This window comes from Streptodolium elevatio, from assembly GCF_040649515.1.
In the GTDB taxonomy this organism is placed as follows: Bacteria; Actinomycetota; Actinomycetes; order Streptomycetales; family Streptomycetaceae; genus Yinghuangia; species Yinghuangia elevatio.
The window spans coordinates 21486-36423 of the sequence record NZ_JBEZFP010000053.1; the positions used below are offsets into that span (position 1 = coordinate 21486).

The window sequence follows — 14938 nt, forward strand, 5'->3', positions numbered from 1 at the left end:
CGGCGCCACAGCGACGGTGGAAGGGGAGCGGCGGCGTGACCGACACCGTGACAAGCCTGCTCTGGTATGCCGGGCCCGCCCTCGGCGCGGAGATCCTCGGCCGCCTCGGCGCACCCGTGCGCGCCGGCCGGCGCGGCCCGGCGGAACCCACCCTGCCGCCGGCCCTGCTGGAACACGCGGTGCGGAACGGCGTCGCCGACGGCATCGCCGGCGTGTACGACCGGAGCAAGCGGCAGGCCGGCGCCTCCGGCAACGCCGACATCGTCCTGCGGCTGCTCGAACTCGACGACCCGCAGGTCAACGCGGCCCTCTTCGAGAAGTCGTCGTGGGCCGCGCTGCGCCAGGCCGTCCTCTCGCAGGCCCGCTTCGCCCCCAAAGCGGACGACGACACCCCCGTGCCGCTCGCGCCCGCCGTACGCCAGGCCGTCCTCGGGCGCGGCTCCCGCGGCGACGTGCAGGCCGCGTTGTCCGCCGCCGACCCCGAGCTGGCCTTCTGGGCGCTGATCAACGGCTTCCCCGGCGGTGCGCACGGAGGCGTGTACGCGCGGCTGACCGCGGCCATGACGCTGGTCCGGAACGGGCGTTGGGCGCAACTGCGGCGGGTCCACCAGGTCGCGCCGTTCGAACTGCCGCCCGAGACCCCCGAGGACGTCGTGCGGGGACTGGCCGGCTCCGGGACCTTCGAGGCGGTCGAGCGGTTCCTCATAGCGGAGTACGGCGCCGACCGCTTCTGCGCCAAGCTGCAAGATGCGCTGCGCACCGCGCACGGCCGCACCATCGTGCGCGACGTGCTCGAACCCCCGTGGACCGAGCTGGCGGCCCGCCACGCGGCCGACCCCCTCCCCTGGGGAGCCGCCGTCGCGCTGCTCGAACACACCCGGTGTCCCCGCGAGTTCCAGGCAAGCCTGCTCGCCGCCCACCCGCGCGCGGTGCAGTCGGTGGCGCGCCCCGGGCCGGAAGCCCTGCGCGTCTGCCTTGGTCTCGGCGAGGACCAGTTCACCAAGAAGGTGCTCCTGCACGGCGTCACGACCGGGGGAATCGACGCCGCGCAACTCGTCGCCGAGGTGCGTCCCGCACGCCTGGCCGTCACCGCCCTGACCCACGGCGGCATCGAGGCCGTCGCGACGCAGGCGGCCGCGGCGCGGCTGGTACGCAGCCTCCTCGTCCCGCTGGTCACCGAACACCCCGGCGCCTGGCGGGCGCTCTACACGGCACTCCCCGAATTCGACGGAACCGTAGCGGAGTTGCTGGCCTCCATGACCGCGGTTTCGCACCCGGCCGGCCGTACCGGGGAACCGCCTGCCGAACTGCCCCGGCCCGGACGGCAGGCCGCCTGGGCGTACGCCGTCCTGGTCGGCCTCGTCGACGCCGAACACGCCTCGCACGCCCTGGACTTCCTGGACGATCTGCACCTCGCGCCGGTCGCCGGAAGCCGCGAACTGCCGCAGTCGGTGGCCGACCATGTCTGCGCGCACGGAGGGCCGGTGTCGCGGCGCGTCCTCGCCGGGAACCCGGCGGTCCGCGTGGACCTGATCGAGACGCTGGTCCTGGGCGGCGACCGGACGATCGCGTCGGCGGCCTACCGCAACCCGCGCTGCCCGATGGCGCTGCGGCAGTACATCCTGTCCGTCGACGGGATCGACGACGAGCTGCGTACCGAACTCCTCGAGGAGTCCCGGGCGGAACGGCTGTGGCCGCTGCTGGCGAGCACGGACGCCGCGTTGCTGCGGCACGTGGCGTGGGCTTCCGTGGGCGAGTTGGGCAAGTGGGCACGGCTGCGCGCCGCGTACCGGCTGGCCGAACTGCACGGCGTGGGCGCGCTGGAGGACGTGCCCGACGACGAGGAGGTCACCGCCGCCCGCAGCAGCGGCCTGCGGGTCCTCGACGCCCGGCTGCGCGAGTGCGACGCGCAGTGGCTCAAGGTGCTCACGCAGACGACGTACCTGCCCTACCGGCGCGAGGCGGGGGGCGTGCACGGGGCGCTCGCGGACCCGGGACTGGACTGGCGGGCCGTCATCGCGGCGGCCCGGCGCCGCGAGATCAACGAAGCGGTGCTCCACGAGCTCTCACAACGGCCGGACTGCCCGATGGAGTTGAGCCGGGTGTGGCGCGGAGCGCACGCGGCACGCAAGTACGCGGTCGGGGTCGGCCGCTCCGCCGCGGTCCTCCGGCACCGGCCGGTGGCCTTGGAGATCCTCGCCGAGGGGCCGGAAGCGCGGTTCGACGCGGCGACCGCCCTGGACGGCGGCTCGCTCACGGCCGAGGAGTACCTCGCCGCCGGCAACGCCGCCGACGTCGTGGACACCGGCGCGGCGTCCGCCGGGCCGCTCGCCCGGCTCGTCGCACGGGTGCTGCAGGACGGCCTCGGCGACGCGGTGGACGCCTGGGTGGTCGTGGCCCGGTTGCTGGTCCAGCGCCCGACCGCGACGCTGGGCGAACTCGTGGCCACCGCACGGGCGGCGGCATGACGGCGGCGGACCATCCGCTGCTGCGCCACGCGGCGCGGGAGACCATCGGCGCCCTGACCGAGCGCCTGGGCCTCGCGCCGCACCCCGACCCCGGCCCACCCGCCACCGCCGATCCGCACGACGTCATCACGCTGCTGCGCTCCGGCCGCGGCAAGGACCCGCGCTATGTGCTGGACGGCGTCGCCGTCGTCGACTGGGACCTGATCGTGTCCGAGCACCGGCGTGCGCCGCTGCCGGACGCCATCGGCGCGGGCCTCGTCGCCCGGGCCGACTGCCCGCCGTCCGCGGCGCTGCGCCTGGTGGTCGCGCACTCCACCAGCCGCCGCGGCCTCGGCACCGCCACGCTCGCCGCCGCGCTGCGCCGCGGTGCGGTGACGCCGCGCCAAGTGATGTTCGAGGCGACACCCGGCTGGTCGGCGCTGCGAGTGCTGGAGAAGTACGCGACGGCGTACGGCGAATGGCTGCGTCCGATCCGCCAAGTCCTCGACGACGCCGCGGCGCTGCTGCCCGGCGACGACATCGCCGCCTGGTGGTGGCTCCTCGCCCAGGGGCCTGCCTTCCGCGGCACGTTCCCCGAGTTGTGCGCCGCGGCCATCGCCGCGGGCCACGAAGAGAAGCGGCCGAGGGGATCCGGGCAATTCCTGCCGGGCCCCTCCGCCGACGCCGGGCGGGCGGCGCGCAGGCACGCCTCCGCACCCGAGTTCCCGCCGGGCGCCGTGCACCGCGACCTCGCCAACCCGTCCGGCCTGCTGTCCCGGGCCCGCGGCGACGTCGCGGCCAAGCTCATCGCGGCGATGCCGATGCCGCTCATCAGCACGTTCCTGGAGACGCCCGCGCTGCCCGCCAAGGTCGTCGTGCCCGCGCTGCGCCGTGCCCCGCAGTTGACCGCGCAGCTCGTCCGGCAGGCCGCCCGGTCACCGGACACTCTCCGTGCGCTGCTGGCGCTGCGCGACCCCGAGGTCAACAGCGCCCTGCTCACCGAAGTGCCCGACCGGCCGGAGCTGGCGTCCGCCGTGTTCCGCGCGACGCGACGCGACGGCACCCGTCCCGTCCCGCTGACCCCCGCCGCCCGGTGGGAGGTGCAGAACGCCACGGGTACAGGCTCCGACGCAGGAGCCAACCGGCACGCGGCCGCGGTCCACGGCCACTATCCGCAGCTGATCCGCGCCACCTTCGAGCAGTTCGGCACGCACCTCGGCACCGCCATGACGCTGCGGGGACTGCTCGGCCTCTGGGAGTGCCAGGCGGCAGGCGAGCTGGTGGCCGAAGTCCTGGACGCCGACGCGGACGAGGGCGACGATGCGGCCGACGCCGAACACCCGGCCCCCGGCGGACCGCGCGCCGCGGGCCCCGGCGCCAAAGGCCCGCGCCCCGGTACTCGGGGCGGCGGTCACGGTCGCAAGGCCGACAACGACCGCCCGGTGGTCCTCGACAAAGCGGCGGCGGCCCTCGCCCGCACGGCCCGCACCTCGACGGACGGGTACGCGGTGCTGCGCGCCGACGTGGAGCGGCACGAGCGGCCCGAGGCGCTGGTCGCCGCGATCCGCCGCGACCCCGGACTCGCCGCCCGTCCGCTGCCCGACGCCTTCTGGCCGGTGGCCGCCGACGAGCACGCCCGGGAGCCGTTGCCCGAACCCGCCTTGCGCGAACTCGCCGCGCGCGACGCGTGCCCCGACACGCTGGCGCTGGACGCGTGCCGCCTGTTCCCGGACCTCGCCCACCAACTCGGCGGCCGCTCGCGCGCGTACGCCCTCACCGCCGCCCGGCACCCGCTGCACCTGCAACCCTCGGCATGGCAGACGCCACGCAACGCGTGGTATCTCACCGCGCTCGCCGAAGGGGCTTTGACCCCGGCGGAGTTCGTCGACCTCACCGGGCCGGCGCACACGATGTTCGAAGCGCTCGGCGACGTACGCGCGGTGCTGCCCGAGACCCACGAAACCGCGCTCGGGCACGTACGCCGGCTCCTCCTGGACGCGCTCCGCGACGACGCCGAGGCGTGGGCCGTCGCCGTCCACCTCTTCCCCGATTTCGTCGGCAACCTGCCCGAACTGCTGGCCACCGTCAAGGCGGTGACCGCGTGACAAGCCATCCGAACGAACTCGCGCTGCTGCTGGACGCCTGCGCGGCCGCCGACCTCGCCGCGGCCCTGGCCCGGCTCCCCGCCGGAACCCGCACGGACGTCCTGCGCCACGGCGCCGCCCGGCACCCCGCACTCGTCAGCTGGGCTCTCGACCACGGCACAAGCGACGAACTGCGCGCGCTGGCCGCCAATCCCCGCCTCGACCGACGGCAACTGCACCTGCTGGCCGACTGCGCCGACCACCGGGCGGCGAGCGCCGGGCGACCCGTCGACGGCGCGCTGGCCGGCGCCCTCTACCGGCACCGCAACGCCACGCCCGCCTTGCGGCGAAGGCTCCTCGACGCACCCGTGCTGTCCGACGAAATGCGCGGCTGCGTCATGCACATGACCGCCAGGGCCCTGCTCGCACCCGCACTCGACTGCCCGCACCCGGAACTCGTCAAGCGCGCCGAAATCCTCGCGCGCGGCCCACACGGCAGACGCCCGCCGAACACACCCGCGGCCCTGTACGCCTGGTTCAAGGGCACGACCTACACCTCCCCCAAGAGCCACGCGCTGCTCCGGGGACGCATCCCGCTCTTCCGGCCCGACAAGTGGACGCCCGCCGACTGGGCCGAACTCACCGCCCTGCACGACGCGGACCCGCTCGACCCCGCCCCGTGCAGCGTGCTCGCCGAACTCCCCGAGTGCCCGCGCGACGTCGCGCTGGCGCTGCTCCGCGACGACTCCGGCGACGACGTCCGGGCCGACACGCTGCTGGCGGGGTTGCGCAGCGGGGCGTTCACCGCGGCGGACGTCGTACTCCGCGCACCGCACGCACCGCATGTGCTGCGCGCCCTGGAGGCGTTCGACCGGGACTGCGACGCCATCGCGCACTCACTCCTCGTCCACGACCTGCACCGCGAACTCACCGCTCTGGTGCGGCGATCGCTGGGCGACGACCCGGCGGTGTGGCGGGCGCTCCTGGCGCATCTGAGCGCGGGCGGGTTCCCCGGCACGCTGCCCGACCTCGCCGCCGCGGCCCGGACGGCACCGGCGCCGCCGTACCCGCAACGCCCCTGGCCGCACACGCAACAGGTCTCCACCTCGCCGTTCGTGCATCTGCTGCGCTTCGCCGACCCGGCCGCGATGTCCGGCATCCTCGGCGCGCTGGACCCGCACGACCTCGGGGAGATCGCGCACTACGACATCCAGAAGCCGCTGCCGGACGCCCTGGTCGACGCCTTCCTCGACCACGCGGGACCGGAGGTGCTGGAGGTGTTCGTCCCGCACCACGCGCACCACGACCGAACGCGCGCCTGTCTGCTGCGGCGTGACGACCCGTCGGTCAACGCCACGCTCCTGCGCGGCAGCGACGTACCGCGCCGGACCTGGTACGAGATCGCCGCCGGCACCCCGCACTCCCCCCAGGCCGGTGGCGGGCGTGTCCCGCTGCACCCCGACGTCCGGTCCTACCTGCGCGGCGAAGGCTCCCGAAGGCCCGGCGGCGGCAGCGCGATGCGGTTCGCCGTGCACACCCGCGACGCGGACCTCGTGCCGGCCGCGCTGCGCAGGCCCCTCACCACCGCGCACCAGATCACCGCCTGCCGCTTCCTCGCCGAAACCGGCCGGATCACCGAACTCGCCGAGCTGTCCGGCCGGCACGGGCCGCTCGACCCGCTGCTGGGCACCGCGATCCGGCGCACCCTCGCCGTCCGCGGCCCCCGCGCGCTGGGCCGGCGCCTGGCCGCACTCGACCGCGCCCAGGCCGTGCACGACCTCCAGCACGGGACCGCGGAGGCCGTGCACGCCCAGCTGGAGCGCGACGAGCCGCCGCCGTGGCAGGAGATCCAGTCGCTCGTGCTGACCGGACGCCTGCCGGTCCGCTCCCGCGAACTGCTGGCCGAGCACCCGGACCTGCCGGACGCCGTGGCGATCGCCCTGCTCCGCGCCGACGACGGCACGACCGCCGTGCCGTTCGTGCTCGCGCCGCGGTCGCGGACCTGGGCGACGGCCGCACTCGGCCTGCTGCCGGTGGTCCCGGTCTGGATGGACGGGCGCCTGCACCCGGACCTCCTGTGGTCCGCCCGATGCCTGGAATCCGGCGCGGTGACGGCCGAGGACGTGTTCGCGCTCGGGCGCCCGGCGCGGTCCGTACTGCGGTTGATCGGGGCATACCCGTACGAACTGGGCAAGCTGCGCGGGCACCTGGCCGACGAGGCGGCGCGCCTGACCGCCGACCGGCCGGACACCTGGGCCGTCGCGGCGGCCCTGCTGGGCGAGTTCACCGGGACCCTCCCGGAACTCCTCGCCACCGTGGCGGCGGCCACCGCGCCCACCGCCTGACGGCAACTGACCGGGCCTTTCCCGCGTCAATTGCTTGGACGGGTGTCACACGTGCCTGGAACGATCGACCCAGCGCGAAGGGAGGTGACCGGCATGGCCTACGGATCGACCGACAAGGCGAAACCGCTGGTCGTCGAGCTGACCGACCGGCGCGCCCTGGAGGCGTACCAGCCCGCCGACGAGGCCACGGTGGCCAAGGCGTTCGAACTCAAGGAGCAGGCGCTCCTCGACTTCGGCATGCAGGCGAGCGTGGTCGCGTCGTGGCTCTACACCAAGTGCCACCACCAGATCCCCACCACCGCGATCGACACCGCGGCCGTCATGGCCTCCGGTGACGGAACGTGCCTGCTGCTGTACAACCCGGACTTCTTCGTCGCGCTCGGACTCGACGGCGTCAAGTTCGTGCTGTTCCACGAGGCCCGCCACCTCATCCAGCGCCACCTGTTCGCCGACCCCGAGCTGCGCGCCGACCCGGTGTTCACGCTCGCGGGCGAGGTGACCATCAACCACGTAGCCATGCGCAGGCTCGGGCGCGACCAACTGCCCACCATCCGGCGCACCGACCCGGAGACCGGCGAGGAGACCGAGGAACCGACCGGTGTCGACCCGCGCAAGGTGCACCAGGCGTACGTCGACGACCTCACCGCACAGGGCCTCGAACCGCTCGCGTACGACCAGTTCATCGAGACCGACGCGCTCGTGTACGCCGAGCTGAAGCGCATGAAGGACCCGCCCGTCCCCCCGCCGCTGTGCGTGCACCTGGTGCTCGGCGACGGCACGGGCGAGGGCGACGGCCTCGACGCCGAGACCACCGCGCGCATCTCCTCCGAGGTGCTGCGCGCCGTCCTGCTGGCTGCCCGCCGCGGCGTGCGCCTGGCCCGTGAGGAACTGCTCGAACTCCTCAAGCGCACCGACGGCGCGACCGACAACGTGTCCCGGCTCTGGGGCGACCTCGGCGCGGGGTTCCTGCGCGGCGAGACGCAGAAGACCAGGCGCGTGGACTGGTGGCAGCAGTGGCTCGTCGACGTCCTGGCGTCCAAGCTGCGCGACGGCGAACGCCTCGTGTACCCGAAGAAGCGCGGCGCGCTGCTGGCCACCCTCGGCCACGACCCGATGCTCGCGCGGCGCGGCCAGGAGCGCACCAAGGTGGTCGTCGTGGCGTACGACACATCGGGCTCCATGCCCGCGCACGTCGTCGACTGGCTGACCGAACTGGTCGGCCACACCGACGGCGTGGAGGCGCACTGGCTCAGCTTCGACGGCGCGCTCATGCCGTTCAAGCCCGGGGAGCGCGTCTACGGCGGCGGCGGAACCGACTTCCAGCAGGTCGCGGACTACGTCGAAGGGCGCCTGGCGGTCGCCGGGCAGCGCTTCGAGGACACCGCCGACGCGGTGCTCATGCTCACCGACGGATACGCGCCGCACATCACCCCGGCCGAACCCGACAAGTGGATCTGGCTCATCACCGAAGGCGGCGACGAGTGGCCCGAGAGCCACAACCCGCCGATGGCGTGCCACCGTGTTCTCACCGGAGACCGGTGACCGGACCCGGGCCGCGTCCCACGGCCCGGCACGCCGGCCGCTCCCCGGCCGCTCCCCGACCCGGCACGCGCATCCCGAACCCCCGTTTGCGGAAGGACCCATGACGATCACCGCCGACACCCCGCAGACCGGCGGACGGACCGCCCGCCCGCGCTGGAAGGCCACCGCGACCTTCCCCGAGCCGCCGAAGGGCTGGAAGGGCGTCTCGAAGCTCGAGGAGTTCATCGACGCGATGATCGAGCTCGGCCAGACCGGCCAGATCTTCGGTGAGCACGGCATCGGCAAGACGGCGACGTTCTTCACCCACATCCCGGACAAATACCCGGACACCACGCTCGTGTTCGTCCCCGCCGCAAACCTCACCCCGGACGACCTGCTGGTCAACACCCCCGTCCGGGACCCCCGCACGAACGAACTGGTGCTGCGTCAGCTGATCATGCGTCAGCTCCGGCCCGGCGGAAAGTTCGTGCTGCTCATCGACGACGCCCTGCAGGCCGGCGAGACCATCCAGTCGCAGTTGATGCAGGTCGCGTGCAATTGGACGCTCGGCGAGTTCGACCTGCGCGAACTCGGCTGCATCGGGGTCTTCCTGACCGACAACGAGTCGCTCACCGAGACCGCGACCCGGCGCAGCGACCTGGCGATCCTCGACCGCATGGTCACCGTGAAGATCAGCGCGACCGACACCTCGTGGCGCATCAAGCTTGCCGAACGCTTCGCGCACACCGACCTGTCCGGCGTGTTCCGGATCTGGACCGGCCTGTCCCCGGCCCTGCGGCAACTGCTGTCGCCGCGCACGCTCGAGCACATCATGGACTGCGCCCTGGCCGGGTTCCCGCTGGAGTGGGGCCTGCCGCTGCTCAACGGCGAGCGGCTGCGGCTCGTGGAGGCGCTCAAGGACGGCGGCGCGGGCCCGGACCGGACCGACGAGACGCTGGACCGCATCGCCGCGGCCCTCGGCGTACGCAACCCCGAGCACACCCCCGACGCGGTGCGCCGGGTGGTCCGCGAAGCGGTCGCGCGGCGCTGGGCCGTCCTCATCCAGGGGCCTCCCGGCTGCGGCAAGACCGAGATCGTGCGCGAGGTGGTACGCGAGGAGCTGGGCCACGACCCCATCTACTTCTCGCTCCCGGTCACCAACGTCGAGGACCTGTGCGCCCCGGTGCCGACCGTCGACGGCTCGCTGGACAACCTGCTCGCGCAGCGGTTCACCGCGCCCGGCGACAAGGTCATCGTCTGGGACGAGTACAACCGGCCCAAGGACAAGTCGGCGTTCGCCAAGCTGATGGAGATCACCCAGGAGTGGTCGATCGCCGGGCGGCGGATCCCGGGGCTGCGGGCTCAGATCGCGCTGCAGAACCCGCCGTACCACTTGGGCCGCAAGATGCTGGTGGCGCGCAACAACATCGCGCAGGCCACCCGCTTCACGGCGTCGTTGCAGGTGCGGCCGGAGGACATCCCGGCGAACGAGTGGCTGATCGCGACGTACGGCCCGATCGCCGAGACGGTGTTGGAGTGGTGGAAGTCCGACATCGACGACGAGGGCCGCGAGTGGATCACCAAGCGCACCCTGGAGCGGCTGATCAAGCTGCACCGCCGCGGCATGAACCTGGAGATGGCCAAGGTCTACCTCGGTGACGGCGAGTACGCGCCGGTGCCGCTCAACGCGCTGGAGGCCAGGCTCGCCGACAAGCCGCGGACCGGGCTCGGCGACCTGACCGACGATCTGGAGGCGTGGGAGGAACGCCTGCGCGCCGGCAACGAGGTGTCGGGCGAGGGCACGAACGACACCGACACCGTGCACCAGGTGCTGGCGAACGCGGAGTTGTCGCAGCTGCGCGAGCACATCGACACGGTCGCCCGGCTCCTGGCGTGCCTGCCGCCGAAACTGCGGTCGAGCTACCTGGTCGGCCAGTCGGCCGAGAAACAGCGGTTCTGGATCGACGCGTTCGCCCGGATGCCGCGCAAGTAGCGCACGTAGCGGGTCGGTTCGCCCGGCCCGCTACACGAACGGCCGCGCCGTAGCGCCCCGGGCCGCCTTGTCGCGGCCCGTCTCGACTCGCGGCGTCCCGGCCGCACTCCCCAACACGGTCGGCATCACCCCGGCCCGCATCAACCCGGCCCGCATCAACCTCAGCCCGGGCCGCCCTGCCGTGCGCTCTGCGGTCGCGGTGCCGGACGGATCCGTCCCCGTCTCCGGTCCCGCCTGACCCCGCGCGCCCGACGCATCCCGGTTTCACTGCGGTCTCACCCCGGGCGGTGTACGGCGGCTGCGCACAACGCGGCCAGTTCGGGCAGCGTCCCCTCGAAGTCCGGGAGAAGCTGCGCGAACACGGCCCACGCCTCGGGATCGGTGCCCAGCGGCACGAGGACGCCGTCGGCGATGGTCGCGCGCACCTGCGGCCCGGCCCCGTCCCGGCAGTGCCAGCGCAGTGATTGCAGCGCCGCGATTGCCGGGCGGCCGATCAGCACCGGGTCCTCGGGCGGCAGAGCACGCGTCCACTCGTCGTAACCGGTCTGCGGCAGCGGGTGTTCGCGGATCCGCTCGGCCGCGGGCAGGTCCCACGCCTCCGGCTCGGGCGGCGGCTTGGCCGGTCCGCGCCTGCCCCGTTCGAACCGGGCGCGTGCCTCGGTCAGCCGGTCGGTCGACCCTTGCGCGAGTGCTTCGTCCGCCACCGAGCGCACTGCTTTCGGGAACGCCTCGGGCACCGACGTGAGCACGCCCGCCACTTCCCCTGGGCCCACGCGCTCCCACACGCTGAGCAGGACGTCGATCAGGTCGATGCGGCGCAACTTGCGGCACTCTGGCAGCGCCTGGCACACCACCGCGGGATCACCGCAGAACACCAGCGTCGTCGCCTCGATGTGCTTCGGCTCGTCGACGACCCGCTGCCGCAACTCCGGATCCATCGGCCTGCGCACGCCGCTCGTCGGGGAGTGCCCGGCGAACACCTCGCGACGGAGGGCGGCACTGACCCCCGCCTTGTTCCAGGCGAGGATGCGGTCGAACTCGGCGTCCTCGTACGCCTGTATGCGCCGGGCCTGCTCGTCGCGCAGGTGCTGGTGCGAGGCGATCTTGCGCAGCAGCACCCGGTGGCCGGTGCTGTGCGCCAGTTCGAGCAGGCCCGGCGCTATCGCTACGTTGCCGGGGATGAGGTCGGCGGCCACTTCCTCCGTCATGTGCGGGAGCAGGACGCCGACGTCGTCCGCGTCGAGTCGCCGCAACAGATAGAGGAGAGCGGGCCGGACGCGGGCGGGCGGCGAGATCTGCGGTGTGGGGGAAGGGTCCTCGGCCGCCGCGGCCAGGGCTTCGGGCAGTGTGCCGTCGGCGGTTCCGAGGATGACCGCGAGGCGCGCCCACGCGTGTGGGTCGGCCTTGACGGTGCTGTGCAGCAGCGGGCGTACGACCGCGTTGGCCGCGTTGTCGTCGTGCAGCGTCGGCGCATGGTCGCGGGTCAGGCGCGCAAGCGCCTGGGTGGCGACGAGCGCGGGACGCAGGTGCGATGCGAGGTCGTCGGCGGTGGCCGCGCCCCAGGCCAGCACCTCCCTCGCCGGCTCCACCAGGTGGTCGACCGAGCGCCAGCTCCGGTCGGGGCGGTGCAGCAGCGGCGCGAGGTCGAGGGTGGCGACGGCGGACCGCTGCCGGTAGTGCGGACGCACGCGGGCGCTGTAGGTGAGCTCGGGGTGTGCGGTGAGCAGTTCCAGCGCTTCGTCGCGTGTGCAGGTGGACTCGCGGATGCGGTCCCGGGCGAGATCGGCCGGGCCGCGCGGGTCGCCTTCGTCGAACGGTGCCGCGGCGACCGCCTGGTCCCATGTCGCCACGCGCCGGTGCATGTCCTCGGGCTCGGGCGGCGAGAAGACGGCACGCACGACCGCCTCACCGCCGGCCTCGATCAGCGTCCTGAGCTGATGCGGCGTCAGACACGCGTTGCACGCCAGCGCGGCACGCTCCTCGTCGCCGCCCGCCTCCGCGACGACGGCCACGAACCCGTCGGGCACCGGGGTGTGGGCGGCGAGCTGGTGCGCGAGGGCGCCCGCGCCGTACAACGCGGTCATGCGGGTCAACGCCGCGCGGGCATGCGCCGGTTCGCGCTCGGCGAGCGCGGCGAGCAGCAGGCTGACGGGTGGCGCGCTGGTGGACGACGCGCTGGTGGACGACGCGATGGCGCTCATGATCCCCCGATTCCGGCAGGGCGACGGGCTGGTCCGAGTATGCCCGTCCACCGCGATCACGCCGATCGCCTGTCCACAGCTGTGGAAAACTCCCGGCGCCGCCCTGTCGCCCCGCGGGGGGCGCGGTCAGCGGCGGCGTTTGGCGGTGCCGAAGAGGCTGCGGGTGATCTCGCGTACCGCGGTGTTGAGCATGCCCTTGACGGCCGAGTTCTTGAGGACCGACTCGACCGCGCTCGGCTCCTGCTTCTGACGCCGCGACGACGGCGCGGACGACGGCGCGGACGACGGCGCGGACGACGGCGCCTCGGCCTTCGCCCGCTGCTCGGCCTCGGCCTGGGCGGCGGCCGCCTCCGCCGCGGCCTGCTGGGACGCGGTGAGCTTCTCGTACGCCGACTCCCGGTCGATCGCCGTCCCGTACTTGCCGAGCAGCGGCGACGCGTTCACGATCGCCTGCATCGCGGCCGGGTCGATCTGCGCCATCAGCGACTCGGGGGCACGCAGGCGGGTCCACGCGACCGGCGTCGGGGCGCCCTTCTCGGACAGGACCGTGACGACCGCCTCGCCGGTGCCCATCTGTGTGAGGACCTCCTCCAGGTCGTACGACGACTTGGGGAAGGTCGACACCGTGGCCTTGAGCGCCTTGGCGTCCTCGGGGGTGAAGGCGCGCAGCGCGTGCTGCACGCGGTTGCCGAGTTGGGCGAGCACGTCGGAGGGCACGTCCTTCGGCGTCTGCGTCACGAAGAAGATGCCGACACCCTTCGAGCGGATCAGCCGCACGGTCTGGGTGATCGCGGTCAGGAACGCCTTCGACGCGCCCGTGAACAGCAGGTGCGCCTCGTCGAAGAAGAACACCAGCTTGGGGCGGTCCGGGTCGCCGACCTCCGGGAGGTCCGCGAACAGGTCGGCGAGCAGCCACATCAGGAACGTGGAGAAGAGCTGCGGCTTGTCCTGCACGGCGGGAAGTTCGAGGACGGACACCAACCCCTTGCCGTCGGGGGTGGTGCGCAGCAGCTCGGCGGTGTCGAACTCGGGCTCGCCGAAGAACACGTCGCCGCCGCTGTTCTCCAGGGTGATCAGCGACCGCAGGATGACGCCCGCGGTGGCGGCCGAGAGCCCGCCGATGTTCTTCAGCTCCTCCTTGCCCTCGTCGGAGGTGAGGAACTGGATGACCGCGCGCAGGTCCTTGAGGTCGAGCAGTTCCAGGCCGCGCTGGTCGGCGAAGTGGAAGACCAGGCCGAGCGACGACTCCTGCGTCTCGTTGAGGTCGAGGATCTTCGCCAGGAGCGTCGGACCGAAGGAGGTGACGGTGGCGCGGATCGGGATGCCCGGGCCCAGGCCGCCGAGCGAGAAGAACTCGCACGGGTAGCCGTGCGGCTGCCAGTCCTGCCCCACGTCGGCGGCGCGCGAGGCAACTTTGTCGTTGGCCTCGCCGGGCTGCGCGATGCCGGACACGTCGCCCTTGATGTCGGCGAGGAAGACCGGGACGCCCTGCGCCGACAACTGCTCCGCGATCAGCTGGAGCGTCTTGGTCTTGCCGGTGCCGGTCGCACCCGCGACCAGGCCGTGGCGGTTGAGCATGCCGAGCGGGATGCGGATCTGCGCTTCGGGGTGGCCCGTACCGTCCACGACGAGGGCGCCGAGGTCGAGGGCGGGGCCGGTGAAGGCGTATCCGGCGCCGACCGTGGCGACCGCCTCTGAAGTTTTCGCGGAATTCTCCGGGGAGTCCGGTGCCGCCGTGCCGTCGCTGCCGCCCTTGGCCGCCATGGGTCTCCTCCAGCGTCGCCATCCATTCGTACCATTACGCGAGAAATATCCCATTTGGCGATCCGGCCGGGCCACCCGGCGCGCCCGTTCGGGTCGCCCCCGAACCGAGCTCGCGCAGAAACGAGTAGCCGATGCGCGCGACGGCAGACACCCCGGCCCCGGTAGGCTGACCCCTGTGATCTTCAAGCGGATCGGTGACGGCAAGCCGTACCCGGACCACGGGAGGTCGGGTGCCCGCCAGTGGGCCGACATCGCCCCGCGGCCGGTGCGCCTGGACCAGCTCATCACGACCAAGCGACAGCTCGACCTGGACACGCTCCTGGCCGAGGACTCGACGTTCTACGGCGACCTGTTCGCCCACGTCGTGAAGTGGCAGGGCGACCTCTACCTGGAGGACGGCCTGCACCGTGCGGTCAGAGCCGCCCTGCAGCAGCGCCAGGTCCTGCACGCCCGCGTGCTCGAACTGGACTGACGCGGGGCCGGTCCGGGCAGGCTCCCGACGACACCGAGGCCCGGTCGTACGCGCGGCGCAGCCACCCCAGGACCACCCGTCAGGGCTCACCCTGACGGCCCAGCAGAACCC

General features: G+C 73.3%; 8 protein-coding genes. 6 read left to right on the forward strand and 2 right to left on the reverse strand.

Annotated features, from left to right (window positions below; all coding sequences use genetic code 11):
- Positions 1–35: 35 nt before the first annotated feature.
- The 5 genes from AB0C36_RS20755 to AB0C36_RS20775 all read left to right on the forward strand — a co-directional run bounded on the left by AB0C36_RS20755 (position 36) and on the right by AB0C36_RS20775 (position 10390).
- Positions 36–2468 carry a hypothetical protein gene (locus tag AB0C36_RS20755; RefSeq protein ID WP_358356078.1) on the forward strand — a complete coding sequence of 811 codons (2433 nt, stop codon included), beginning with the start codon at positions 36–38 and terminating at the stop codon, positions 2466–2468.
- Positions 2465–4552 (forward strand): hypothetical protein, encoded by a 2088-nt coding sequence (locus AB0C36_RS20760; RefSeq protein ID WP_358356080.1) that lies wholly within the window; start codon positions 2465–2467, stop codon positions 4550–4552. The genes AB0C36_RS20755 and AB0C36_RS20760 overlap by 4 nt, the downstream gene beginning before the upstream one ends.
- The gene (locus AB0C36_RS20765; RefSeq protein ID WP_358356082.1) at positions 4549–6876 is read left to right on the forward strand and encodes a hypothetical protein; all 2328 of its coding nucleotides are present in this window, start codon (positions 4549–4551) and stop codon (positions 6874–6876) included. Before AB0C36_RS20760 ends, AB0C36_RS20765 begins: the two co-directional genes overlap by 4 nt.
- Before the next feature lie 93 nt (positions 6877–6969).
- Positions 6970–8418, forward strand: coding sequence for a DUF2201 family putative metallopeptidase (locus AB0C36_RS20770; protein ID WP_358356084.1), 1449 nt, complete (start codon positions 6970–6972; stop codon positions 8416–8418).
- A gap of 100 nt (positions 8419–8518) precedes the next feature.
- On the forward strand, positions 8519–10390 hold the full coding sequence (locus AB0C36_RS20775) for an AAA family ATPase (RefSeq protein WP_358356086.1): 1872 nt from the start codon (positions 8519–8521) through the stop codon (positions 10388–10390).
- A gap of 275 nt (positions 10391–10665) precedes the next feature.
- Here the strand turns inward: AB0C36_RS20775 and AB0C36_RS20780 are convergent, their stop codons facing one another.
- Positions 10666–12591 carry a hypothetical protein gene (locus AB0C36_RS20780; protein ID WP_358356088.1) on the reverse strand — a complete coding sequence of 642 codons (1926 nt, stop codon included), beginning with the start codon at positions 12589–12591 and terminating at the stop codon, positions 10666–10668.
- Positions 12592–12717: 126 nt separating this feature from the next.
- Entirely contained in the window at positions 12718–14355 is a 1638-nt protein-coding gene (locus tag AB0C36_RS20785) for a helicase HerA-like domain-containing protein (RefSeq protein ID WP_358356090.1), read from the reverse strand.
- Positions 14356–14530: 175 nt separating this feature from the next.
- On the opposite strand from AB0C36_RS20785, the gene AB0C36_RS20790 reads away from it, so the two are divergent.
- Entirely contained in the window at positions 14531–14827 is a 297-nt protein-coding gene (locus AB0C36_RS20790) for a type II toxin-antitoxin system VapB family antitoxin (RefSeq protein ID WP_358356092.1), read from the forward strand.
- Positions 14828–14938: the final 111 nt, after the last annotated feature.